This window comes from Cohnella massiliensis, assembly GCF_900169535.1.
GTDB classification, from domain to species: domain Bacteria; phylum Bacillota; class Bacilli; order Paenibacillales; family Paenibacillaceae; genus Cohnella; species Cohnella algarum.
This window is the reverse complement of the sequence record NZ_LT821259.1, coordinates 786,008-810,973: the sequence shown is the minus strand read 5'-3', so window position 1 is coordinate 810,973 and position 24,966 is coordinate 786,008. Positions and strand designations below refer to the sequence as shown.

At 59.9% G+C, this 24,966-nt stretch carries 18 protein-coding genes; 7 read left to right on the top strand and 11 right to left on the bottom strand.

Going from position 1 to position 24,966, the window contains the following annotated elements; all coding sequences use genetic code 11:
* Positions 1 to 12 precede the first annotated feature (12 nt).
* The 6 genes from ggt to B7E11_RS17465 all read right to left on the bottom strand — a co-directional run bounded on the left by ggt (position 13) and on the right by B7E11_RS17465 (position 9,562).
* Positions 13 to 1,563 (bottom strand): gamma-glutamyltransferase, encoded by a 1,551-nt coding sequence (ggt, locus tag B7E11_RS17490; protein WP_080836911.1) that lies wholly within the window; start codon positions 1,561 to 1,563, stop codon positions 13 to 15.
* An 838-nt stretch (positions 1,564 to 2,401) separates the two neighbouring features.
* On the bottom strand, positions 2,402 to 3,523 hold the full coding sequence (locus B7E11_RS17485) for a glycoside hydrolase family 88/105 protein (protein ID WP_139787236.1): 1,122 nt from the start codon (positions 3,521 to 3,523) through the stop codon (positions 2,402 to 2,404).
* Positions 3,524 to 3,630: 107 nt separating this feature from the next.
* Complete coding sequence (locus B7E11_RS17480; protein ID WP_080836909.1) at positions 3,631 to 5,133, bottom strand: extracellular solute-binding protein; 1,503 nt, start codon at positions 5,131 to 5,133, stop codon at positions 3,631 to 3,633.
* A 32-nt stretch (positions 5,134 to 5,165) separates the two neighbouring features.
* Complete coding sequence (locus B7E11_RS17475; protein ID WP_080836908.1) at positions 5,166 to 6,038, bottom strand: carbohydrate ABC transporter permease; 873 nt, start codon at positions 6,036 to 6,038, stop codon at positions 5,166 to 5,168.
* 36 nt (positions 6,039 to 6,074) lie between these two features.
* Positions 6,075 to 6,995, bottom strand: a complete 921-nt coding sequence (locus tag B7E11_RS17470) for an ABC transporter permease (protein ID WP_245809850.1) — start codon at positions 6,993 to 6,995, stop codon at positions 6,075 to 6,077.
* Positions 6,996 to 7,204: 209 nt separating this feature from the next.
* On the bottom strand, positions 7,205 to 9,562 hold the full coding sequence (locus B7E11_RS17465) for a helix-turn-helix domain-containing protein (protein ID WP_080836906.1): 2,358 nt from the start codon (positions 9,560 to 9,562) through the stop codon (positions 7,205 to 7,207).
* A gap of 161 nt (positions 9,563 to 9,723) precedes the next feature.
* Between B7E11_RS17465 and B7E11_RS17460 the strand changes: the two genes are divergently transcribed.
* Entirely contained in the window at positions 9,724 to 11,172 is a 1,449-nt protein-coding gene (locus B7E11_RS17460) for a transposase (RefSeq protein ID WP_080836905.1), read from the top strand.
* Positions 11,173 to 11,303: 131 nt separating this feature from the next.
* Here the strand turns inward: B7E11_RS17460 and B7E11_RS30325 are convergent, their stop codons facing one another.
* Positions 11,304 to 11,861 carry a hypothetical protein gene (locus B7E11_RS30325; RefSeq protein WP_240353433.1) on the bottom strand — a complete coding sequence of 186 codons (558 nt, stop codon included), beginning with the start codon at positions 11,859 to 11,861 and terminating at the stop codon, positions 11,304 to 11,306.
* A 160-nt stretch (positions 11,862 to 12,021) separates the two neighbouring features.
* On the opposite strand from B7E11_RS30325, the gene asnB reads away from it, so the two are divergent.
* Complete coding sequence (gene asnB, locus B7E11_RS17450; RefSeq protein WP_080836903.1) at positions 12,022 to 13,875, top strand: asparagine synthase (glutamine-hydrolyzing); 1,854 nt, start codon at positions 12,022 to 12,024, stop codon at positions 13,873 to 13,875.
* Between the two features lie 48 nt (positions 13,876 to 13,923).
* Here asnB and B7E11_RS17445 read toward each other — a convergent pair whose 3' ends face one another.
* The 3 genes from B7E11_RS17445 to B7E11_RS17435 all read right to left on the bottom strand — a co-directional run bounded on the left by B7E11_RS17445 (position 13,924) and on the right by B7E11_RS17435 (position 16,908).
* Positions 13,924 to 14,613, bottom strand: a complete 690-nt coding sequence (locus B7E11_RS17445; protein ID WP_080836902.1) for a non-canonical purine NTP pyrophosphatase — start codon at positions 14,611 to 14,613, stop codon at positions 13,924 to 13,926.
* Positions 14,610 to 15,356 (bottom strand): ribonuclease PH, encoded by a 747-nt coding sequence (gene rph / locus B7E11_RS17440; RefSeq protein ID WP_080836901.1) that lies wholly within the window; start codon positions 15,354 to 15,356, stop codon positions 14,610 to 14,612. The genes B7E11_RS17445 and rph overlap by 4 nt, the downstream gene beginning before the upstream one ends.
* A 319-nt stretch (positions 15,357 to 15,675) precedes the next feature.
* Positions 15,676 to 16,908, bottom strand: coding sequence for a GerMN domain-containing protein (locus B7E11_RS17435; protein ID WP_080836897.1), 1,233 nt, complete (start codon positions 16,906 to 16,908; stop codon positions 15,676 to 15,678).
* A 136-nt stretch (positions 16,909 to 17,044) separates the two neighbouring features.
* Here B7E11_RS17435 and B7E11_RS17430 point away from each other — a divergent pair, with 136 nt between their 5' ends.
* On the top strand, positions 17,045 to 17,587 hold the full coding sequence (locus B7E11_RS17430) for a phosphatidylglycerophosphatase A family protein (protein ID WP_080836896.1): 543 nt from the start codon (positions 17,045 to 17,047) through the stop codon (positions 17,585 to 17,587).
* 960 nt (positions 17,588 to 18,547) lie between these two features.
* Here the strand turns inward: B7E11_RS17430 and B7E11_RS17425 are convergent.
* Complete coding sequence (locus B7E11_RS17425) at positions 18,548 to 19,624, bottom strand: MBL fold metallo-hydrolase (RefSeq protein WP_240353434.1); 1,077 nt, start codon at positions 19,622 to 19,624, stop codon at positions 18,548 to 18,550.
* Positions 19,625 to 19,881: 257 nt separating this feature from the next.
* Between B7E11_RS17425 and B7E11_RS17420 the strand changes: the two genes are divergently transcribed.
* From B7E11_RS17420 to B7E11_RS17405, 4 genes are read left to right on the top strand one after another with little or no spacing between them, the layout of a single operon-like run.
* Positions 19,882 to 21,249: a YheC/YheD family endospore coat-associated protein gene (locus B7E11_RS17420; RefSeq protein WP_080836893.1), complete on the top strand. Its 1,368-nt coding sequence runs from the start codon at positions 19,882 to 19,884 to the stop codon at positions 21,247 to 21,249.
* Entirely contained in the window at positions 21,224 to 22,405 is a 1,182-nt protein-coding gene (locus B7E11_RS17415) for a YheC/YheD family endospore coat-associated protein (protein WP_080836892.1), read from the top strand. The genes B7E11_RS17420 and B7E11_RS17415 overlap by 26 nt, the downstream gene beginning before the upstream one ends.
* Positions 22,386 to 23,765 (top strand): YheC/YheD family endospore coat-associated protein, encoded by a 1,380-nt coding sequence (locus B7E11_RS17410; protein ID WP_080836890.1) that lies wholly within the window; start codon positions 22,386 to 22,388, stop codon positions 23,763 to 23,765. The genes B7E11_RS17415 and B7E11_RS17410 overlap by 20 nt, the downstream gene beginning before the upstream one ends.
* A complete protein-coding gene (locus B7E11_RS17405; RefSeq protein ID WP_139787235.1) occupies positions 23,762 to 24,937 on the top strand; it encodes a YheC/YheD family endospore coat-associated protein in 1,176 nt (391 codons plus the stop codon). Before B7E11_RS17410 ends, B7E11_RS17405 begins: the two co-directional genes overlap by 4 nt.
* The last annotated feature ends 29 nt before the right edge of the window (positions 24,938 to 24,966 follow it).

Here is a 24,966-nt window from a genome sequence, read left to right as displayed (position 1 = left end):
TCCCCGCTACGCTCACCACCCGATCGCCGCGCCGTCGCACCGGGGATCCGCGCCTCCGACCCGGAAGCCGTTGTCGTCGATTTGAATCGCATGGGCGTGGCCGACGACGCCGTCGTACGCTTCCACGGTCCGGACGAGATGGCCCGCCTCTGCGAGCGCCTGCCGGACCGGTTCGGATATCCGGCTTTCCAGCCGCAGCTCCCGAGTCGGTTCCCCCCACGAACGTCCCCATAACCATCGCGGCTCCGATACGGCCTGCTGCGGGTTCATTCCGTAGTCGATCATCCGGGTGAGCAGCGCCGTCTGCGTTTGCGGCTGACCCTCCCCGCCCTGCGTCCCGTACAGAATATAGGGCTTGCCGTCCCGGCACGCCATCGCCGGCATAAGCGTATGGAACGTCCGCTTGTTCGGCTCGAGCCGGTTGACGTGATTCGGATCGAGCGAGAAGAAGGAGCCCCGGTTTTGCAGCAAAATGCCCGTATCGCCGGCCGTAACCGCAGAGCCGAATTCGAAATACAGACTTTGGATAAAAGACACCGCATTCCCTTCTCCGTCGACGACCGCCGCGTAGGCCGTGTCGCTCCCGATCGGATTGGCGGCGTATTCCAGCGCTCGCGCCCGGTCGATTTGCCGGGCCAGTTCCTCGGCGTACGTTTTCGAGAGCAGCCGCTCGAGCGGAACTTCGGCAAACTCCGGATCGCTCAAATACCGGTCGCGATCCTTGAACGACAATTTCAGCGCCTCGATAAGAAGATGATAATAATCGTAGGAGCCGTGTTCGATGGACGGCAAATCGAAACGCTCCAGCATGTGCAGCGTCATAATGCCGGTAAAGCCCTGCGAATTGGGCGGCAGCTGGTACAGCTCGTGCCCGCGGTACGAGCCCTTCGCCGGCGCGACCCAGTTGCCGGCATGCCGCTCGAAATCCTCGAGCGTCAGCAGTCCGCCCCGATCCTTAAGCGAACCTGCGATGCGCTTCGCCAGATCGCCTTTGTAGAAAGCGTCGCGGCCTTTCGTCGCGAGCTCTTTGAGGCTCTTCGCCAGCTGCGGCTGCTTCCACTTCGCGCCGGCTGCCGGCACGCTCCCGCCCGGCAGGAAAATATCCGCCGTGAACGGCTCGGCGGCCAAAACGGCGAACCGGCTCACCGTATTTTCGTGCTGGTCCGGCGAAACCGGAAAGCCTTCCGCCGCATACTGGACGGCCGGCTCCAGCACCTCGCTCCAGGGCAATCTGCCGTATTCGCGGTGAACCGCATCCCAGCCGTCGACCATGCCGGGCACGGTGACGACGCTGCGGACGCCTCGCTGCGGAATGGCGTCTTCGCCGGCAAACGTATCCCGCGTGACGAGCCGCCCGGACCGTCCGCTTCCGTTGTACGCCCTGACGCCGCCTTCCCCGCTATCGTGCAACAGCCAAAAGGAGTCTCCGCCTAGCCCGGTCATATGCGGGTAAACGACGGCGAGACAGGCGCTGACCGCCACCGCCGCATCGAAGGCGTTGCCTCCTTTTTGCAGGATGCGCGCTCCGGCCGCGGAGGCCAGATGATGGGGGCTGACGACCATCGTTTTCGTTCCGGTTATCGGTTTAGGGATCAAGTTCGTTCGCTCCGTTCGTCGGTTAATAAAAATAACGGTCTTCCGAACCGTTTCGGTTGTCCCATGATGCTTGCTGAAACGATCATCGGGGCCTGACACTTGCTTTTCATCTTACCTTCTTTTTTTCGCAAAGTCATGACCCCCGAAACGTCCTTGTACAGGTTCCTAAAAAACGGGAACCCGTTTGTGGCGCATGCATAAAGGACGTACTCCGTTCGCATGACCCGGTGTGGGATTCCGTGGGGCAGGGTGAGGGGGGGTGGGGTAGTCGGCGGCGGTAGATGGGAATAAGTGACGGGGGTGCGGGGGGTGCGGGGGGTGCGGAACGACGCTGATTCGACGATGCTTGGTTGGAATTTATCCAACCCAAATCGGCTTTTTCGCAAACCTTTTTGGCTTGATTGGATTTTGTCCAATCTGGCGAGACCTTTACCGCGTTTTCGCCCCAATTTCAGGCTCCTCGTTGGATAAAATCCACTCTAGATCACGATTTCCCCGTTTTCCGCTCCCTTGATTGGACAAAATCCAACATAGGCCTCTATCCGCTTGAGCGATCCCACTCCGCCTCCCCTTATTTTTCATAAAACTCTTTGGCAAGGCGAAGAACTTGAACGTTCCAATATGCCAAGCAAAACGCTTGGCATATTGGAACGGCAGCGCCTTCGTAGCGGGACGAAGCGCTAGAGGGGGAGACCGGATGAGCAAGTTGCGCGGCGAACGAGCCGATGAAGGCGAAATTTTCGGGTACATTCGAGGGTTGCGCGGATTCAAAACCGGGCATGCGCCCGGCATCGCAAGAACCGATTTAAAAAGCAAGCTCCATCGCGGCCAGCAGGAAAGGCGCGACCCCTTTCGGATCGTCGCAGACGACGGGCTCCCCGACGTAGTAGGCGAAGGAGCCGTCCCGATACGGATGGCCGCCCAGCCCGGCGACCCGGTTGATGCGGCAGAGGCGGAACGTTCCATCCGCATCGGCGCGCGCCGCATGCCGGAGCAAGCCCGCGAAGCCCCGCTCGGCCGTCCCTTCGAAGACGGAAGGAACAACGCCAAGCCGGATTCCTTTCAATATGGCGTAGACGAACATGGCGGTCCCGGAAGTTTCGGCGTAATTGCCTTCGCGGCCGCCCGCGTCCGTAATTTGATGCCACATGCCGGTTTCGGCATCCTGGTAAACCGTTACCGCCGACACGAGCCGCTCCAAAATCGCGGCAAGTCGGCTCTTTCCGGCGTGCCCGGCCGGAAACCGCTCGAGCGAATCCGCGAGCGCCATCATGTACCAGCCGATCGAGCGGCTCCAGAAATGCGGCGAGCAGCCGGTGATGCGGTCGGCCCACGCCTGCTCCCTCGATTCGTCCCAGCCGTGGTAAAGCAGGCCCGTCTTCGGGTCGCGCGCATGACGCTCCATCAGCTCGAACTGGATCGCGATATCGTCGAACTCCTCCGGCCGGCCCGATCCGAACGCGGCCGCGAGCATGCAGCGGAACGGACCTGCCATGTACAGCCCGTCCAGCCACATTTGCCGCGGATAAATCCGCTTGTGCCAGTACCCGCCCTCCGTCGTCCGGGGCTGCTTCTCAAGCTGAAGCGCCAGCAGCCGAATCGCCTTCGCGTACTTCTCCCGGCCGGTCCGCTCGTACAGCGGAAACAGCAGCCGGCCCATGTTGATCTGATCCAGATTGTAATCGGTCCGTTCGTACGTGCGGATCGCGCCGTCTTCCGTCACGTAACGGTCGACCTGCTCCCGGACCAGCCCGAAATGCCGTTCGTCTCCCGTTAGCCGGTATAGCCGGTAGATCGCATGCAGCATCGTGCCGTTCTCGTAATTCCAGGTGTCGGCGTACGGCGGCTTCCGGCCGGCACGATAGATTCGCCCGGCATAGGCATCCGTCCACTCCGCAACCTTCTCGCGCAATTCGGCCCGGTTCACATCGCTTCCCTCCCGTCCGCAGCTTTCCGCCGCGCGTCTTCCGCGAACGCGTGCCGGTGCGGCGCCGGGCGTCTTTTCCCGGCGCCGGTCGGCTCGCCCGCTCTCCGTCACTTATGGATGCTGTCGTAGGATTCCTGGAACTCCCGGATGACCTCGTCGCCGCCCGCTTTGCGCCAGTTCTCGATTTCCTTCTGCCAGCCGGCTTCGTCGATCTCGCCCATGATGTACTTGGTCATGGCGTCGCCGATCATCGTCTCCAGCTCGTTGCCCCGCTCCGAGTACATCGCCGACGTCAGCGTCAGCGCCTCGTTCGGCACCGCGTACTGCAGGTTCTCTTTGGCCATTCTCGTCCCTTTTTCGCCCTGCGGCGTATCTTTGAGCGGCTTCGTGTTATACCCTTCCACGTACAGCAGGTTGTCGCGGTACGGCTTGACCTCCAGCTGGAACGCGTCGAAATCGGTTATTTCCGTCTTTCCGTCGTCCGTGTCGGCGTAGTGCACGTCCTTGATTCCGCGGACGAGCAAATTCGCCGCGTCCTCGTTCATCATATCGTCAAGGAAGGCCAAAATCCGTTTCAGCTCGTCTTCCGTCTTGACCGACGACTTCGGTATCGCCAGGAAGCCGTTATGCCCCGGCTCGCCCGCCAGGCGAATGCCTTCCGGGCCGATAAAGCCCGAGTTGTCGACGACGGCGTCCGGATCCGCTTTCGTCAGCCGCTCATGCTGGCTTTTCAAAGCTCCGGCGACGGAATTGCCGAAGCCGGCCGTTCCCGCATCGAACTTCAGGCCGACCTCGGACCCGTCCAGAACGGCGAAATCCTGATTGATCAGCTTCTCCTCGTACATGCAGCGGAACATGCTCAGCACCTCGAAAAACTCCGGCTGCGTAAAATCCGGCGTCATCTTGCCGTCGACGATCCCCCACTTGTTGACGCTGCCGTTCGCGACCGCAAGCCTTGTGAGCAGCGCGGAAATGCCCGTGTTGTACTGTTTGTCTAGCATCCAACCGTACGTGTCGTCCTTGCCGTTGCCGTCCGGATCGCCGGTGACGAACGCCTTCTGCGCCTCGTACCACTCGTCCGGATTGGTCGGAATGTCGAGCCCGAGCTTGTCCAGCCAATCCTTTCGGTAGTTGAAGGTAGCCCTGCCCATGTCGCGAAACAGCGGCACGCCGTAAATTTTTCCTTCTACCGAGATGTTTTTGTAATGCTGCTCGTCCTGCGCGGACAAATTCGGATACTCCGGCAAGTACGGGCCGATCTCCCAAAAATCGCCCGACCGGATCGCGTTGATGACGAGCGGCACGTAGTTCAGCTTGATGATTTTCGGCATTTCCTTGGACGCCATCATGACGCTGACTTTCTCGTCGTAGGCGGACTGCGGGATCCACTGGATGTCGAGCTCCGTTTCGGTATACTCCTCGAGCAGCTTTTCGACGGCGTTGTCCTTGGCCGGAATTTCCCCGACCTGCGTAAGCGCCATGCTGACCGCCAGCGGGCCGCCGTCTTCCGCCTCTCCGGCCCCCCCGGTTTCGCTTCGGGCGCAGCCCGCGAGCACTCCCGCGGCGAGCACGGCCGCGCTCACGCCCATCCACCAACGTTTTGCTGTCATTTCGCAATCCCCCTATTCGAATTGTAGGCCGGTCAGCCTTTGACCGAACCGAGCATAACGCCTTTGACGAAATGCTTCTGCAAAAAAGGATAAACGAGCATAATCGGCAGCGTCGCGAAGACGACGACCGCCATCCGGATCGTCAGCGGCTGGATGTTCATCTCCTCTAGCCGGGACGAATCGCCGATATTGCTTTGCGCCAAAATGACGATTTCGCGCAGGTATACCTGAATCGTCCACTTCGAGCTGTCGTTCAAGTACAGGACCGCGTTGAAAAACGTGTTCCAGTGATCGACGGAATAAAACAGCGCGAACGTCGCGATCGCCGGCCCGGACAGCGGAAGAGCGATGCGGAAAAACACCTCGACATCGTTGCAGCCGTCGATTTTCGCCGAATCCTCCACCTCGGACGGAATTTGCTGAAAAAAGTTTTTGAGCACGATCAGATTGAACGCGCTGATGGCGCTCGGGATCATAAGCGACCATAACGTATTCGTCAGGCCGAGCCCGCTGACAACGAAATAAGTCGGGATCATGCCGCCGCTGAACAGCATCGTAATGAGCACGCCCAGCAGGACGCCCTGCCGGCCGCGAAGCCTCGTTCTCGACAAGGGATACGCCATCGTCGTCGTAAAAATCAGGTTGATGAGCGTGCCGACGACGGTCACGTAGACGGTGATCAGCAGGCTGTTCGTCAAGGTGCCGGTCGAGAAAATATATTCGTAGGCGGCAAGCGACCATTCCCGGGGAAACAGGATCAGCCCCCCGCGGGCCACTTCCTCGGGACTCGTGAACGAGACGGCCAATACGTAAATAAACGGCAGAATGCAAACGCAAGCGACGACGGACAAAATCGCATAGTTGACGGCGTCGAACAGGCGCCCCCCCGGCGTCCGGTCCCGCATAACGGCGAATGCCTCCTTTCGGCCGCGACACGCGGCTTAATATACGCCTTCCTGGCCGAACTTTTTGGCGGTCCAGTTGGCGCCCAGGACGAGCGCGAGAGCCACGACGGATTTGAACATCCCGACGGCGGCGCTGTAGCTGTACTGGCCCTGCGTCAGGCCCTTCGTATAGACGAACGTGTCGAACACTTCGCCGACTTCGCGGTTGGTCGCGGTCAGCATCAGGAAAATTTGCTCGAAGCCCGTGTCCAGAAAGTTGCCCAGCCGCAGAATGAGCAGGATGACGATCGTGCTGCGGATGGCCGGCAGCGTCACGTGCCAGATTTGGCGCAGCCGGCTCGCGCCGTCGATCCGGGCCGCTTCGTACAGCTGCATGTCGACTCCGGTCAGCGCCGCCAGAAAAATAATCGTGCCCCAGCCGACTTCCTTCCAGATTTGCTGCGAAACGATGACGGTGCGGAACCACTCCGGACTTAGCAGAAACGGGATTTTTTCGCCGGTAAGCCGGTACAGAAGCTCGTTGACGACCCCGTTTTCCGTCGTAAACAGGATGTAGCAGATGCCGACGACGACGACCCATGAAACGAAGTGCGGAATGTAAACGAGCGTTTGCACGAAGCGCTTGAATTTTTCCCGGCGGACCTCGTTCAGCATGAGCGCAAGCAAAATCGGAGCGGGAAAGAAAAAGACGAGATTGTAAATCGCAAGCAGCAGCGTGTTGCGGAACAGCCGCCAAAATTGCGGCTCTCCGAACAGACGCTCGAAATGCTTCAAGCCGACCCACGGGCTGTTCGCAAACCCGAGCCCGGGCCTGAAATCCTGAAACGCCATGACGAGACCGTACATCGGAACGTACTTGAAAATCAGGAAATACAGCACTCCCGGCAGCAGCATCATGTAGAGCCATTTGTCCCGGACGACGTCCTTGAACAGCTTCCCCGCGCTCTCCTTGCGGATGGCGGCAGCCGTTCCCGCTTGACCGGCCACGGTCGTTCCCTCCCTTCGTCTTGTCTGTCCCGATTATGGCCCGGAGCCGGATGCCAATAAATCCTCCGCTCTTAACCTCTTGGCCCCGGGGCGTTGTTGTAAGCGAATACAAAGAGGGATGCGCAGCTTTTAACCGCCCGATATGCCGCTTTGAACCTCGAAGCTCCGAATTCCGAACCTTAAAGCTGCTGCCGGCTTTCCCGGTATTTGCCCGGCGTCGTTCCCGTCGTCTTGCTGAACGTGCGAATGAACGCGCTCGTGTTTTTGTACTGCAGCTTTTCCCCGATTTCGGCGATTTTCATTTTCGTGTTTTCCAGCATGTCCTTCGCCTTGTTCATCCGGTATTCCGTCAAATACTCGCTGAACGTGACGCCGACTTCTTTTTTGAACACGCGGCTCAAATAGACCGGATGATAGCTCAAAAGCGCCGCGCACGATTCCAGCGAAATTTCGCTGTCGTAGCCTTCGTGCACGAACTTCAGCATAAGGCTTGCGATGCTCTGGTATTGCGATTCGGCTTGCTGGCTCAGCATTTCCGACACGGGCCCGAACAATCGCTCCCGGAACCACAGCACGACCTCGGCACGGGTGCCGAGCGTGAGCAGCTTTCGCGCGATTTGCTCGCCGTTCAGCCAATTTCCGGCGGCGATGCCTTGTTCCTGAACGAGCTGGACGATTTTTCCTACCAGCTGGAGCAGGAGCAGCACATGCTCTTTGAAAAACACTTCCTTTTCGAAAACGGCGGCCAAATATTCGTCGAACGCCTCGTCGCGTTTTTCCGCGTCTCCGGCTTTCAAATAATGGACGATCCGCTCCTCCATCACCTTCAAGTGCGAATAAACCGCGGTTTCTTCCCTGCTTCGCTTGCCGCTGTCGTCGAACCCGGCGATAATGCCGTTGCCGAGGCTCATCCTTCCTTTCAGCGCGGCCAGGCTTTCGCCGTAAGCTTTGACCGTGTCCGCCAGATCGGCGAACGGACGGCTGATGCCGATGCTGACGGTAAGCTTCAAATAATGCTCGACCTGCTTTTGCACCGATTCCGCGGTCCGGTACGCCCGCTCCTTGCCCTCCTGCGGCGAATCGGAGCGGTCGGCGAGCAGCGTCGACTGGGACTGGTCGAGCAGCACCGGATCGAACCTTTCGGAGGAGGGGATCATTTCCGAGACGATATTGCTGACGGCAAACAGCAGAAGCTCCCGGTCGTGTTCCCCGTATTGCGTATTTTGCAGCGTATCGATTTGCACCGTCATGACGAAAAGCCGGTTCCACGCCTCCGGAAACGCGAACGTCTTCGACTGGGCAAGGAAATGCTGGGCCTTGATTTGCCCCGTAAACAGCTTCAGGACGAGCAGCTCCTTCAAATGGCCGAATTGACTGTGGACCTGGCGCTGAAGCTCGCTTTTCGTCGTCCACAGGGAACGAATGCTGTCCTCGATGCGGAGCATTTCGTTTTGGCGCCGGGATTCCCCCGGCGCCTCCGGCTCCGCTCCGAGTTGGCGGGTCAGGTCCAGCAGTTTCTGAATCGGCATGTACATCCGCCGGCTCCCGTAAAACGCAAGTCCGAATACGAGCGCGAAAATTAGCAGGCAGACCCCGATCGTCAGCAGCGCGATCGCCTTCGTCTGCTTCGTCATTTCGGACACGGAAGAAACGGAAACGTAAGCCCAATCCCCGCCGGGCGAGGACCGGTACGTGACGATGACGGGATCGCCCCCGAGACGGGCGTCGAACGTTCCTTCGGCCATCTGCCCGTCGCGAATGCGGGACCAAATATCGCGATGGATGGCGCGATAGGTTTCCGCCAGCATCTCCTTTTTCGGCTCCTTAATTGGAAGCGTTTGCAATAAATCGTTGCCTTCGCCGTCGATCATATAATGCAGGCCGAGCGTATCGGTGTCGGCAAGCAGGCTTTCGACGTCTTTTTTGAGCAATTGGACAACGAGCAGCCCTCTTGGCGGGGCGTTCGAAATGAGCGGTATTTTTTGCACCATCGCAAGCGTTTCCGAATTCGTTTCCGGCCGGCCGGCCGTTTCGGGGAATTCTCCGGTTTCGAAGCTCGCGCCCGTCTCTCCGATCGATTCGCCCGACGCAAAGAAGAGGCTGTTCGGATGCGCGGCGAACGACTCGATCGCCTTCCGGTCCTCATATTCGTCCAGCGGCTTGAACTGGTTGTAGCCGACCAGCCACTCCCGCTCCAGGTTGACGAAATACGCCTGGTGCACCATGACCGACGTCTGCAAATTGCTCAGTCCCTTTGCCATTTCCCGAACCTTGACGAAGTCGCGGGGCGTCCAGGTTTCGTCCAGCGCCTGTTTGACGAGCGAAGTTTGGGAAAATTGCAGCGCTCCGGTTTGCAGCGTTTTGACCATTTGTTCGACGCGCATTTGCGTCTGCAGCAGCAACTGCATGTTGCTGTCCTTCACCTTGTTTTCGATATCGGACGAAGCTATGTAATAGGAAAACAATCCGATGACGATGACGGGAATCGCTCCGATCATAAAGCTGAACCGCAGCAGCCCGATCAAGTAAGTCCGCATGCTCCGAATCCTCCCCCGGTAGAACGATGCCGGACGTATGCCGAATTTAACCTGTACGCCCGTTTGTTTAGAAGTCCGGTGATAAAGTCCGCGTAAGCAGGCTTTTATCACGGTTTTGTCGAATTAATATCGTAACACGACTATCGAAAGAGTGATTAGGTATGAAAGCCCGCAAGTCATCGGCTATCCAGCCTCAGATGTTCCAATTCGTGGATATGGATGAACTCGTGCCGAAAAAGCACATCCTGCGCCAACTGAACGAAGCGCTTGATTTTTCCATCGTTCATGATTGGGTGGCGCCTCTATATACGGAACGTACCGGCCGCCCGGCGGCTGACCCGGAGCGGATGGTTCGACTGATGCTGCTTTCGTATTTGTTCAACCATTCCGAACGGGAATTGTATCAACTGTTGCCCATGCATGCGGGCTATTTGTGGTTTTGCGGACTGGATTTCGAATCCGTCGTGCGCCCGGACTCATCGCGGCCGTCCCTGCCGGATCGGACGACCTTGGTGAAGACCCGGAAATTGTGGCGAACGCACGGTGTTTTTGAGAAGCTGATGAAACATGTCGTCGATCAGTGCATCGCCGCGGGACTGGTCCAACCCGATGTGCATGTCGGCGTCGACGGCACCCAGGTACGGGCCAACGCATCCATTCACAGCTTGAAAGAAATCACCCTGGCCCCGGTGGAGTCGATTGAAGACTATTTGGCTCGCATGGCCCGGCAAGATGAAGAGACCGGTGGTGTCGCCCATGATTCCGATGATGACCGACAGCCGCCCGCACCGCCCGCGCAAAAAGAGCGGCTGCTGGAAGACGAAGCGACGCATGAAGATTTTCATGGCAAAACGTTCTCGAACAAGACCCACCGCAGCGTAACGGATCCGGATGCCCGCTTATACCAAAAGAGCACCGGTCAGGAAGCGCACTTGCGGTATCGGGTGCACGAGGGGACGGATCTCAAATCCGGCGCCATTCGGTCTACGCAAGCGAGCATCGCGTCCGGAACGGCTGAGCGTGAAACGAGCTTGCGGCAGCTCTTCGCGATCCGATTTGACCATCTGCAAATCCGGATTCGGACGCTTTCTGCCGATAAATCCTATGGTACGATAGATTATCTGCAAGCGTTGGTCGAGCAAGGGTTTGTTCCCCTGGTTTCGCTTCGCAACCTTACACTGGACGATGTACCTGCTTGGAAACGTCAAACGAACGATCCGGAGAAACAACGCAAACGGCTGGCCAAAATCCGGGAAATCCAAATTCGAAACAAAGCCAAACGAATTCAGCTTATGGGTTCTTACCGTCATCTGCAAAAGTTGCGGACGCGGTGCGAGCATGTGTTTGCCGAAAGCAAAGTCGCGCATGGCCTGGGCCGCGCACGGAGCCGTGGATTGGACTGCATGCAAGAGCAGGCGGTGCTCACGGCCATCGTTCAAAATCTGAAAAGACTGTGCCGGTTTAAGAAAAAGCGACCACAAACCGGTGTTTTGGCATGTCCAAAACCGAAATCCGTGATGATGGAGGCAGTGTCGGACCTGCTCATTTCGGCGCTGGTTGGGTTGTTTTCCTCTTTTTTTATGCCGAAGAGACGGTTACAACTGACCTAAATCACCGGACTTTTAGAATCGCATACGAACGCCGTTTCCGTCTATATGCAGGGATTAACCAAATCGGGAAAAACGAAAAGAAGCGAAGCCCTCGCGGCCCGCTTCGTCTTTGTCCCGCCTGCTCTTGTCTTTTACCGGTTATGCGGCGTGGCCGGCGCGTTTTGCGCCGGATGCGGAGCGTCGTTCGTGCCGCGAATCGTTTGCTCGGCGAATTCTTCCCCGCGCTTGGCATATTGATTGCCTTTGTTTTTCTTGTACTTGTCTCCCACGAAGCTTCCTCCTCCCGTTTCATGTCGCGTTTCCAAAATGCCCATCGACTCGATATGCCGCTTCGTTTCCTCCGTGCCGAGACGATGCAGCAAACCGTAAATATTTTGCAGCTGCGAATCGTAGAATTCGTTTCGGCGTTCGTCGCTTACGCTGAGCGCCGACGGAAAATGAAACGCCGCCGCCTCGTCCGCGCTCGACAGCTCGCCGAACAGTTCCTGCAGCTCGTTCACTTCCTCGTCGCTTGCCCGGATCTCGAATTCGAAAGCGGCCGCTTCTTTATCCTCCAGCACCTGACCGGCTCCCACCGCCACGTAATACGTTTTCCGGTTTGCGTCCGCGGGCGGGTCCGCGTTTTCGACAGCTCCGGTTGCACCGCCCGTTTCCTTGCCGATTGTTTCGTCGTTTTGCTCGATTGCCAACGCGACAGCCTCCTTTCACTTCCCTATGGTAACCAACGCGTCGGCTTTCATGCTTGTCGAGAGTCAAAACGGGCCCCCGCGGAATACAGTGTAATCGGGATGTTTGACTAGAGCTTTACCGTCCGTGCCCGGATGGACGAAACGGGGAGGATGAATGTTTATGTGCGGAATTACCGGTTGGATCGATTGGAAGGTCGATTTGACGAAACAAGCGAACATCGTGGAAAAAATGACGGAGACGCTGCAGCTGCGCGGACCCGACGCGTCCGGCACGTGGCTGTCGCGAAGCTGCGCGTTCGGCCATCGGCGGCTGAGCGTCATGGACCCGCTGAACGGCGCCCAGCCGATGATTCGCCCGACCCGAACGGCGGACGATCACGACTGCGTCATCGTCTATAACGGAGAGCTGTACAATGCGCCGGAGCTGAGAAAGGAACTCGAGCTGCGGGGACATTCCTTTCGCACGACTTGCGATACGGAAGTGCTGCTGCTCTCCTACGTCGAGTGGGGGCCGGCCTGCGTGGACAAATTGAACGGCATTTTCGCGTTCGCGATTTGGCGGACCGACGAGGAAAAGCTGTTTATGGCGAGGGACCGGCTTGGCGTCAAGCCGCTTTTTTATCGGCGGGAAGAAGGCAGGCTGCTGTTCGGATCGGAGCCGAAAGCGATTTTGGCGCATCCGGACGTGCCGGCCGAAGTGGACGGCGAGGGGCTTGCCGAGCTGTTCGCCCTCGGCCCGGCGCGCACGCCGGGAGTCGGCGTCTGGCGCGGCATGTCCGAGCTGAAGCCGGGACATTGCCTGACGTACGACCGCGACGGCATGAAAATAGCCGCGTATTGGCGGCTATCCAGCCGGCCGCATGAGGAAGACGAGCGGGCGACGGCCGAGCGGGTCGGCGAACTGCTCGACGATACGGTGCGGCGGCAGCTCGTCTCCGACGTGCCCGTCTGCACCCTGCTCTCGGGCGGACTCGATTCGAGCGCCCTGACGGCGCTGGCCGTCCGCTATTACGGGGAAACGGAGCAAGGCCAGGTCCATACGTACTCGATCGACTACGTGGATAACGACAAGCATTTTACCGCCCACGACTTCCAGCCGAATTCGGACGCTCCCTGGATCAAGAGAATGAACGAGTTTCTCGGCACGAACCACCATTACGTCCAGTTCGACACGCCCGAACTCGTCGAAGCGCTGGAAGCGGCCGTCCTCGCGAAAGACGTGCCCGGCATGGCGGACATCGACGCGTCGCTGTATTTGTTTTGCCGGGAAATCAAAAAGGACGCCACCGTCGCCATTTCCGGCGAAGCGGCCGACGAGGTGTTCGGCGGCTATCCGTGGTTCCACCGGCAGGAGGCGCTGACCGCCTCGACCTTCCCGTGGTCGCTGTCGGCCGGGCTTCGGGAAAGCGTCCTGTCGCCCGAGCTTAAAGCCCACATACGTCCGCTCGACTACATCGCAGACCGGTACGCCCAGGCGCTGGGCGAAGTGCCTAAGCTGCCGGGGGAAGACGAAGCGGCGGCAAGGATGCGCGTCATGTCGTACTTGAACATTACCCGCTTCATGCCGACGCTGCTCGACCGCAAAGACCGGATGAGCATGGCCGCCGGCCTGGAGGTGCGGGTTCCCTTCTGCGACCATCGGCTCGTCGAATACGTGTTCAACATCCCATGGGAACTCAAAATGGCGGGACAGCGCGAAAAAGGCATTTTGCGCCGTTCGCTGGAAGGCGTGATTCCGGACGACGTGCTGTACCGGAAAAAAAGCCCCTATCCGAAAACCCATAACCCGGCCTACCTCGAAGCGGTTCGCTCGCTCCTGACGGAGCGGCTGAACGACCCGTCGTCGCCGCTGCTGCCGCTCATCGACGCGGAGCATATCCGCGGCCTGGTCCGGACGGCCGACGCGCGCTCCCATCTGCCGTGGTTCGGCCAGCTGATGTCGGCGCCGCAGCTGTTCGCCTATTTGCTGCAATTCGATTTCTGGCTGCGGAAATACAACGTGTCGATCGTGTAAAAACGCGCGCGAAAAGCCGGAAATGGCCATGGCGGCGGCCGTCCCGGTTTACCCGTTCCGGCCCGAGTCCGGCTGCAGCTGCCCGAGAAGCTTGCGCAGGGCGTGGCCGCGGTGGCTCAGCGCGTTTTTTTCCTCGACGGTCACTTCGGCCATCGTCTTGCCCAGCTCCGGCAGCCAGAAAAGCGGATCGTAGCCGAATCCTCCGGCGCCCGCCGGCCGGTCGACGATAAACCCGCGGACCTCGCCTTCCGCCGCCGCCCGAACCCGGCCGTCCGGATATGCCAGCACGAGCGAGCTGACGAAGCGCGCCGGACTTAGCAGCCTCGCCCCTTCCGGCAATGACGCGCCGGCCTCCGCGGCGATAACGGCGGAATCCGCCGAGCGTTCGCCGACGGCCGCCGCCAGTTCCCGCAGCAGCTTCGCGTTGTTGTCGGCGTCGCCGGCGCCTTCCCCCGCGTAGCGCGCCGAGTAAACGCCCGGCGCGCCTTGGAGCGCGTCGACGCAAAGACCCGAGTCGTCGGCCAGCGCCGGCAGTCCGGTCGCTTTCGCGACGGCTTGGGCCTTGATCAGCGCGTTATCGTAAAAGGTCGCGCCCGTCTCCTCGATCTCCGGAATGTCCTGCTCGAGCTCGTTCAAATCTTTCGTCTCGAGCCCCAGCTGCGCAAAGGCGGCGCGAAACTCCCGCGTCTTGCCCCGGTTGCGGGTCGCGACGATGACCGTTCCGCCGGCGCCGATCATAGGTGCACCGTCCCGATTCTCGCGCCCGCTTCGCCGAGCGAATCGCGCTGCATCGCGATCAGCTGCCGGATGCCTTCTTCGGCCGCTTCGAGCAAATCGTCAAGTTCCTCCCGCGAGAAAGGCGCCTCCTCGCCGGTCCCCTGCACCTCCACGAACGAACCGTTGCCGGTCATGACCACGTTCATGTCCACCTTGGCCTTGGAGTCCTCTTCGTAATTCAGGTCCAGCAGCGTCTGCCCTTGAAGCTGTCCGACGCTGATCGAAGCCAAATAGTCGGAAACCGGATAGGTCGCAAACGAAACCGTCTTGGATAGCTTATGTACGGCGAGAGCGAGCGCGATAAACGCTCCCGTAATCGAGGTCGTCCGGGTTCCGCCGTCCGCCTGCAGCACGTCGCAGTCCAGCGTAATCGTTCGTTCGCCGAGCGCGTCAAGGCGAACGACGGAGCGCAGCGCCCGGCCGATCAATCGCTGGATTTCCATCGTGCGGCCGGTCAATTTCCCCCGGCTCGCTTCCCGCGGGTTCCGCGTTTGCGTCGCGCGGGGCAGCATCGAATATTCGGCCGTCACCCAGCCCTTGCCCTGCCCTTTCATGAAGGGCGGCACTTTCTCGTCTACCGTGGCGGTGCAGAGCACCTTCGTATCGCCCATCTCGATGAGCACCGAGCCCTCGGCAAATTTATTCGGATGTAGCGTTACGGCAAACGGCCGCAGCTCGCGGGGTTGCCTTCCGTCGGATCGCATATCGGTTATTCCTCCTGATTCTCGTCAAATCTCTCCCATTTTACCAAAGTCCCCGGTCAAAAGCACACCGCCGGAAGGCAAACGCGGGAAGCGGCTTCAAACGTATGGCTTTCCGGCCGGCGGGCAATCTAGGGAAACCGCGTTCCGCGGCGAACGCCCGGCCGGAGCGTTTCGAGGGCAAAAGACAGACTGCGCCTCCTCCTTGAATCGGAAAAGGCGCAGCCGTTCGGCGCGGCGGAAAACGGCTTTTCGAAATCCGAAATCCCTTTTCCGCGAGGGCGTTTTTCGTTCGATGCTCTTCCAAGCTTCGGGCGGTACGTTAGCGGGTCAGCGCGTTGATTCGCTCGGGGCGGCCGACCGGTTCCGAATAGGACGTCTTGGCGGAATCGACCAGCGATTCCTCGCCGTTGATGGAAATATGGACTTTCCGCGAGCCCGCGGATTCCGTAATCGTAAGCACGACGGCCTGCATCATGTCCGCAGATACCGTTTGTTCGGGCTCCCACCCCGCATCCTTAAGCGAAACGTCGATCCGGTCGGACGCCGTCGCGAGTTCCTCCACGGTAACGGACGGGGCTACGACGGGCAGCAGATGGTCGCGGTCGCCCGGCCCTTTGATCAGCTCCTCCAAGGCGGCCCGGCCTTTGTCCGCGGTGCGTTCGACCAGGCGAGTAACCGGAATGAAGTAGCCTTCTCCCTCTTCCGATCGGGCGGAGAAGTAAAGCGTGACGGCCATCGATCGGCTGGCCTGAATGCCGGGAGTCCGCTCGAGATTGATCCCGTAGCTCCGGGTGAGGGTCTCGGCCAGCGGAAGGCCGGAAGCCGGAAGCTGGCGGAGCGGCTGACCGCCGCTTTCGATTTTGACCTGACGGATGCCGGGAATTTCCGTCATCGTCCAGACGATAGCTTCGACCGTTTTTCGCTCGCGGTCCGCGGCAAGCTTCGGAAACGGCTGGGCGAAATTCACGGTTGCGGTCCCCGTTTCTTCGTCGGTTTTAATGGATTCGAAAACCGTGCCCTCGGGCAAAATCGGGGCGAATCCTTGCGGCAGCTGCTCGGCTTGACCGGATTTTTCGACGAGCCAGGCGGCCGCTTTTTCTTCCTGGGAGCGCTTGTCCGCGCCGTTTTGCGGAAGGCTTAACGTCATCGGCGCCAAATAACCGTTGCGATCCATCAGATAGACGGTAAGCTCGTCCGCTTGTTGGCCGGCCGCTTCCGCCGCTGCGGGATGCGAGGTTCCGGACCCGGATGGCGCTCCGTTGCCGGAAGCCGCCTGCGCTCCGATTTGGGAATCGGCAGGCGTTTCCGTTTGCGCGCCGGGTTCCCCTTCCGGTTGGGCGACGGCAGGCGTTTCCGGCTCGCCCGTTCCCGTCGGGGCCTGCAGCCCGGCCTCTGCGGCCTGAATCATCTGCCGTTCCAGCTCTGCCGGCGGCGGGTCGATGGGGTTCGAGCTTTGCGAACCCAGATCGCCCAGTCCGCAGGCCGCGAGAGGAATCAGCACGGCTACGGCAAGCAGCTTGGCGTAACGGCTTCTTCGTTTTTTCCGTTTCATCCAAATTCCTCCTAGTCGGGGGATTCGTTAACACCCTTTTCCCCGTTTGTAGTACTATGTATACGAGCCCTGGGAATAAGATATGAAAGGTTTGTCCTGCCGCTTTGCGAAAACGGATCGAGAAGAGGTGCCATCAATGTCCGAATTGAACAACTACCGCCTGAACAGCAAAGAAGTGGCGCAAGCTACCGAGGAATGGTTGATCAAACGCGGTGTGAACAAGGGACAAATCGGCCAGCTGGTCATGCTCCTTCAAAAGGAATACTTCCCCGAATTGACGCTGGACGAATGCATAGCGAACGTGGAAGCGGTTCTGTCCAAACGCGAGGTGCAGAACGCGATTTTGACCGGCATTCAATTGGATATTCTGGCCGAGGAAGGAAAGCTCCTGCCGCCTTTGCAAAACATGATCTGGAACGACGAAGGCCTGTACGGGTGCGACGAAGTGCTCGCCCTCAGCATCGTCAACGTCTACGGGAGCATCGGCTTTACGAATTTCGGCTACGTGGATAAGCTCAAGCCGGGCATTTTGAAAAAGCTGAACGATCGCTCCGACAAGGAAATTCATACGTTTTTGGACGATATCGTAGGAGCGATCGCCGCCGCCGCTTCCAGCCGGATCGCGCACCGCAAGCAGGCGGAACGCGAAGCCGCCGCGGATTTCGGTTCGTCGGACTGAGTTTACGACAAGCAGGCATCGCGGATCCGCGGGGTCTGGCTCCGTCTGCGGCGCATAAAGCAAAAAGCCGTTTCCCGGCATCCGCCTGGGGGACGGTTTTTTTTGCGCGCTATTTCTTTCGCATGCGTGTCGGCGGCTCCGGAAGCTGACGACCGGGCGAACGACTTTTGTATAAACGATTGATAGGTTGAGATGGGTCAAAGCAACTCGTCCAAGTACGGTTGGATGCGTCCGGCGGGGCCAGATGAGTAACTACGACTCAACTGATTCGACGGTGGGCGCGCGGAGGGGCCAGATGAGTCGCTACGACTCAAATGATCCCACAGCGAGCGCGCGGAGGGGCCAAATGAGTCGTCACGACTCAAATGGTTCCACAGCGAGCGCGCGGAGGGGGCCAGATGAGTCCGCCACGACTCAAATGATCCCACAGTGGGCGTACGGAGAGGCCAAATGAGTCGCTACGACTCAACTGGTTCCACAGTAGGCGCCGCGGAGAGGCCAGATGAGTCGCTACGACTCAACTGGTTCCACAGTAGGCGCCGCGGAGAGGCCAGATGAGTCGCTACGACTCAGATGGTTCCACAGTAGGCGCCGCGGAGAGGCCAGATGAGTCGCTACGACTCAGATGGTTCCACAGTAGGCGCCGCGGAGAGGCCAGATGAGTCGCTACGACTCAGATGGTTCCACAGTAGGCGCCGCGGAGAGGCCAGATGAGTCGCTACGACTCAGATGGTTCCACAGTAGGCGCCGCGGAGAGGCCAGATGAGTCGCTACGACTCAGATGGTTCCACAGTGCGAGCGCGGAGGGGCCAAATGAGTCGCTACGACTCAACTGGTTCCGCAGCGGGCGCGCGGAGGGGGAGAAGGCATTGGCCGGCTCCCCTTCGTTCGAGACCATCGGCGCTCGAAGCAGCCGTAGACGGCCGCCGTCATGGGGGAGCCGCTGCCCCCGCCTTGGGTTCACGGACGGATCGCGAAGCGAACCGTTTGCCGGCCGTTCGCGCCCTCCGGCCCCTCGGCCGCCTGTCGGCAAAGCGCTCCCGCCCGCTCCAGCCGAACGAGATGGGCGATTGTTTCCGCGAGGCCGAAGCGCAAATTATGGGCGTTGCCGCGCAGCCGGGCGCCGAAGATCCGTTCGCATACTTCGAACGGGGTGAGCGGCCCGGCTTCGGCAATCAGCCCGCGCATCTCCAAAAGCCTCCGGTCGTGATGGCGCAGCGTGCTCTCGATCCGGCCGGCAAAATCGGAGAACGGATCCCGATGGCCCGGAAACGCCGTCGCGACGTCGTAGCCGCTCAACTTCCGCAAGCTGTCGTAAAACGATAGCAGCGGGTCGGGATCGCCTCCGGGAAGCCAGCCGATGTTCGGCGTGATGTCGGGCAGCACCTGGTCCCCGCACAGCATCCTGCGGCCGCGGGCGTCGTAAAAGGAAACGTGCCCGGGCCCATGCCCTTCCCCGCCGATCGCCAGCCATTCGGTTCCCGCCATCGCGACGGGAAGCCTCTCGCCGGGAACGATCTTCCGCACATCCGCCGGATGCGGTACCACCTGGCGCCGAACGCCGCCCAAATGCTCCCGCATGCCCGGCACAAGCTCGTCCGGCAGGCCGAACGCGAGGAACGCCTCCACCAGCTCGTCCGAGAACGTCTCGGACTTCCCCCACATTCGTTGCGCGGCCCGGAAAGCCGCCTCGGAAATATAAACGGGAGCCCCCGTCCGCTCCTGAAACCACCCGGCCAGCCCGTAATGGTCGGGATGGTGGTGGGTCAGGACGACGGCCGCAATATCGCCGAAGCCGATGCGAAGCTCCGGGAGCAGCCGCTCCCAGCATGCTTCCGCATCCGGCCAGCGCAAACCGGGATCGATCAGCGTCCAGCCTCCGTCCCCCGGAAGCAAATAGGCGTTCACCCATTTCAAGGAGAACGGCAGCGGGACTTTGACCCGAAGCCAGCCGCCGTCATATACAGTCGTCATATCCGCATTCATAACGTAGATCCGAGCATCCCTTCCGACGCAGCCGGACGACGACGCCGTCATTCGTCCGCATCCGCTTTTTTACCCGTTATTCGCACATGCTCATTCGCTCGCGACGGAGACTTCGGGCGCGCCCCGACCATCAAAAAAACGTTTAAAATCGTACAAACCCGCACGATAAGTATAGTCCTTTTCCGCCGATGTGGCCAATCACCGATAGATAGATGTCCTCATATGATGGAGTATTCTCGCGTGCCCCCGGGAAGGAAGCCTACGAGTCCTACGCCCAGACATTCGACACGGTGGAAGGAGAACCAAGTATGCCCACCCCGAAAATCGACGTTCAGGTCATCAGCTCCGGCATTTTGGCCGAAGACGTTTTGATGCTGGGGGAATCCGTGATGAAGCAAGCCAAAATCCCGGCCCAGCAGCAGCTTTCGCTACAGTTCGGCTCTTTCAGGCAGTCCGTATCCGTCGTGCCCGTACCGCGATATGACGGCTTGCGCATCAGTCATTCGCTCGCGCGGCGAATGGGGCTCCATTCCGGCACGCCCCTCCGGCTGCAATACCGCTCCGGCTCCCGCACGCTTGCGCTCGGTCCGCTGATCGGGGTTTTGGTCAGCAGAGATTATCCGCAGCAGCCCGACAAGCCGTTCGGAAGCATTACGATGTTCTGCCGGGAACTTGTCGACGCATGCCGGAATCAGGGCGCTTATGTGTATTTTTTCACCCCGTCGGCCATCGCTTCGGGCTCCGGCGGCGTGGAGGGCTGGATTTACAGCTCGGGCTGGCACCGGAGAACGCTCCCCGCTCCCGACGTCGTCAACAACCGGCTGACGACCCGAAAGCTGGAAAACCAGCCCGCCGTGCAGCGATTTTTGCAGGAAATCAAACAGCGGTACGGCGCGCAAGTGTTTAACGAGAAGTTTCTGGACAAATCCGAAGTGTTCGAAGCGTTGAAGAACGACGGCTCGCTCAGGCGCTATCTTCCCGAATCTTACGTGCTGCGCAATCTGGCGATGCTGAAAAGCATGGGCTCCCGTTACCCGGTCCTGTTTCTGAAGCCGGTAAGAGGAAGCCTGGGCAAAGGAATTATCCGGTTGTCGCGTTACGGAACGGAAGGATGGCAGGCATCGTTCACAATCGCCGGCGGGACGAAAAAAGCGACGTACCCGAGTATGGCCAAGTTTTTTTCGTCGATATCCGCCAAGTTGAAAACGAAGCGTTACTTGATCCAGCAAGGCCTTCAGTTGATCGAAAGCGGAGGCCGCCCGATCGATTTCCGGGCGTTGACGCAAAAAAACTCCAGCGGCAAATGGACGGTTACGTCGATCGTGGGCCGCATTGCGGGCAACCAGCATTACGTATCGAACCTGGCGCGCGGAGGCACGCTTGCCACCGTTCGGGACGCCGTCGCCAAATCCAATTTGCCCGCCGCATACAGAGCAGACGTATCCGCCAGACTGTCCCGGGCGGCGCTGGAAATCGCAAAGGGCATCGACGCTTACATCCCGGAGCACTTCGGGGAGCTGGGCATCGATCTCGCGCTCGACGCGGGGGGGCGAATCTGGCTGCTGGAAGTGAACTCGAAGCCGTCCAAAAACGATAACACACCATTAAACGAGGGGAAAATCCGCCCTTCGGTGCGGATGATGATTCAATATGCCCGTTTTGTGTCCGGATTTTGACAAAGTCTCTTGCGCCAGGGAAAAGATCGGGGAACTCGGCGTTCTCGTCTGCGAGCTGGACCGCCACCCGCCCTTCGCCGAAGCCGATTTCATCCGGAAGCTGGCTCGCGCGGCACCGCGTTACGGGCTGGACGTATACGCCTTTGCCCCCTGGACCTGGAATGCGAAACGGCAATCGATCCAGGCCTGGAAATGGAAGGTCCCCGAGGGCGGCTGGTACAGGGAAGAGCGCCGGGCGCCCTCGCTCGTGTACGACCGGTCGTGGCCGAGCGGGCCCGAGGAGCGCAGGCGGTTTCGCGACGGCATGAACCGGCTGCAGCATGCCGTTCCGCTGCGGCGGCTGAACGGACGTCTGCCCGGAAAAGTCGAAGTTTACGCCGCGCTGTCCCGGGTAGGCAAGCTTGCCGATTGTCTCCCGCCGACGGCTTTGTACGATGGCAAAAAAAAACTGGCGGATTGGCTCGATCGTTGCGGAGGGGCTGTTTTTCTCAAGCCTTCGAACGGTTCGCAAGGCCGCAGGGTCGCCGCGATCGTTCGTTCCGATCCTTATGACGGCACCGTGACGATCTGCGGACGCACCTCGGGCAACGTCCCGTTTCGGTTGGGCGGAATCGGCGAATCCGTCGCTTTGGAGCGCATTCACCGCTGGATCGGGGACCGGGCTTACATCGTTCAACCGTTCCTTTCGCTGACCGGAGCCGGCGGCGAACCGTTCGACGTGAGGCTTCTGGCGCAAAGAAACGGCAAAGGCGGCTGGGCGCTCGCGGGCGCGGCGATCCGGACCGGACGCTCCGGAACCGTAACCTCCAATTTGCACGGAGGCGGGTCCCCGCACCATGTGGAGACATACCTGTCCGCCCGGTTCGGCAAACCGCAATCCGATGCGCTGCTGCTCGAATTGCGCCGGATTGCCGGCGTCGTCATCCGAAGTCTCGAACAATCGTTCGGAAAGTTTGCGGAGCTCGGGCTGGATTTCGGCATCGACCGGTCCGGCCGGGTCTGGTTTTTGGAGGCCAACTCCAAGCCGGGCAGAGCCGCGATGGCTTGCGCGGGCGGCAAGGCGGCCAAGGCCGCCGCAGAGCGTCCGCTCGCTTACGCCCGATATATCCTGCTTCGACCATCTGGGAGGGTATCTCATGAGTTTGACCTTGTGTAACGTCCACTTCACGCAGCAGCCGGAGCGCATCGTCTGGCTTTCCAGCCCTCTCGCGAAGCAGCTCAAGCTGAACGGACGAAAATCGATTAACGTCAAGCTCGGCCGGGACGTCGTCCCCGCAAAGGTCCGCACCGTCAAGCGGAAAGGAAATCACGTGTTTCTGTCGGCGGGATTAAGGCGGTCCGTGCGAATCCCGAAAGCGGGCAGCGTGTATCTGACAAACGGCAGCGAGGAAATTCAGCTTGGCCCGTTAATCGGAATTTTGACCGACAGCTCGGTCCGTTCCGCCGCCTCGCCGTTCGGCGTTCGGACGGGGTTTATCAAGCAGCTGCTCGCGCTCGGGCAAAAGAAAGCGTACTTCTTTGCTTTTACGCCAAAGGATATCAACTGGCAGCAGGAAACGGTATACGGATGGTTTCTCGACGGCGGCGGCGGCTGGATTCGCAAAATCGTCCCGCTTCCGGACGTCGTGTACAATCGGCTGCCGAGCAGAAGAGCCGAAAACGGCTCCGCGATCGGCCAGCTGCGCGAGCGGTTCGTTCGAAAGCGAATCCCTTTTTTCAACTGGAGCTTTTTCAACAAATCCGACGTCTATTCGCTGCTCGACAAAGACCCCGAAGCGCTGCGCCACCTGCCGGAATCCGTCAACAATCCGACGCCCGAACAGATCAGGGAACTGCTGGAAAAGCATCATTTTCTTTATTACAAGCCGACGGGCGGCAGTCTGGGCGCCGGGATTTATCGTCTGACCTACCATCCCAAACGGGGCTATTTCGTGCGCTACCGGAGGGGATCGGGCAACGTGCTGCTGCGCTTTACGACCTTTTCCGGCTTGATCAAGATGCTCCGCGCCCGCCATGGCAGCGGTTTGTCCGGCTACGTGGTGCAGCAGGGCATCCGGTTGATCGAGATCGACAAATGCCCGATCGATTTCCGGTTCCACATGCACAAGGACGGCAACAACGACTGGGTCGTCGCGGGCATCGGCGCGAAAAAAGCCGGGCGCGGAAGCGTCACGACGCACATTAAAAACGGCGGCTCGCTGATGACGCCCGAACAGGCGCTCAGCCGCACCTTCAAAGACCGGGCGAGCGAAGTGCTGCAGGAGGCGAAGGCCGTCGCGATCAAATTGTCGGAAGCGATCGAACGCAACTACAACCATACGCTCGGCGAACTGGGCCTGGACATCGGCATCGACCAGGACGGCGCCGTCTGGATGTTCGAGGCGAACGCCAAGCCGGGCCGCTCGATTTTCAAGCATCCCGCCCTGCGGGAGCAAGGACGCGCCTCGCTCGAATATATATTGGACCACTGCCTTTACCTTAGCAAATTCCGCCGGAAGGAGGAGCCCTCTGCATGAGCGAAGCCTCCGAGCAATTGACGATGAGCGCCAAGCTCGTGCCGGCCCCGGAAGGCAAGCCGGTGCTGGCGATTCTCACGATCGACGACGACGTGCAGCTTTTTCGGGGCAACCGGCACAATTTCGCCGATCTGATCGCGGCAGGCGAATCGCTTGGCTATTTGGCCTACGTCGTCACCGTGTCGAACTTAAAGCTGAGCCGCCCGCGCGTGCTCGGGTACACGTACCGCCGGGATCGGGAAGTCTGGGTGAAAGCTCTCTTTCCGCGGCCCCATGTCGTGTATAACCGAATTCCGCAGCGGGAGGACGAACGGCTGCCGCGGGTGCGCCGGAAGCTGGTCTCCATCGCCCGGCATCCCGAAATCCAGCTGTTCAACCGCCGTTTTTTCAATAAATGGTCGATGTTTCAATGGTTGAACAGATCGAAGACGGCCAGACCCTATATTCCGGAGACGAAGCGGCTGACGGAGCCCCAGGCGCTGACCTCTCTGATGAAGCGGTATTCGCTCGTCTATTTGAAGCCCGTTCGCGGCAAGGCGGGCGTCGGCATCATGACCGTGCGGACGCAGCCGGAAAAGCATCTGCCCTTCCGGCTTCAGATTCAAAGCGAAAAAGGAAGCCGGACCTACCGATGCTCGTCGGTCCAGAAGCTGTGGGAACGAATCCGGACGCAATCCAGCGCGATCGGCGAGCCGTATATCGCGCAGCGCGGCATCGCCCTCGCTTCCTACAACGACCGCCCCTTCGACCTGCGGGCGCTGGTTCAGAAAAACGACAGCGGGCAGTGGGAGGTGACCGGGATCGGCGCCCGGCTGGCGGGGGATACGAGCATCACGACGCACGTGCCCCGCGGCGGAGAAATCGAGGATCCGGAAAAGCTGCTCGTATCGGTCTTCGGTCAAGAAAAAGCGCAGCAAGTGCTGGGAAAGGCGAGAGTCGCGGCGCTGCTGCTCGCCCGCCAGATCGAGCGCGCCTCCAAGCATCGGATGGGCGAAATGTCGATGGATCTGGGGGTGGATAAAACCGGCCATATCTGGTTTTTCGAAGCCAACTCCAAACCGATGAAGTTCGACGAGCCTCATATTCGCAAAAAATCGCTGGAGCGAATTTTTCAGTACAGCCAATTTCTGTATGAGCGCGTTCGGCAAACAAAAGAGGGGATCGCCCGATGATCGTTGACGGCAAGCGCGCGATTCGGCCG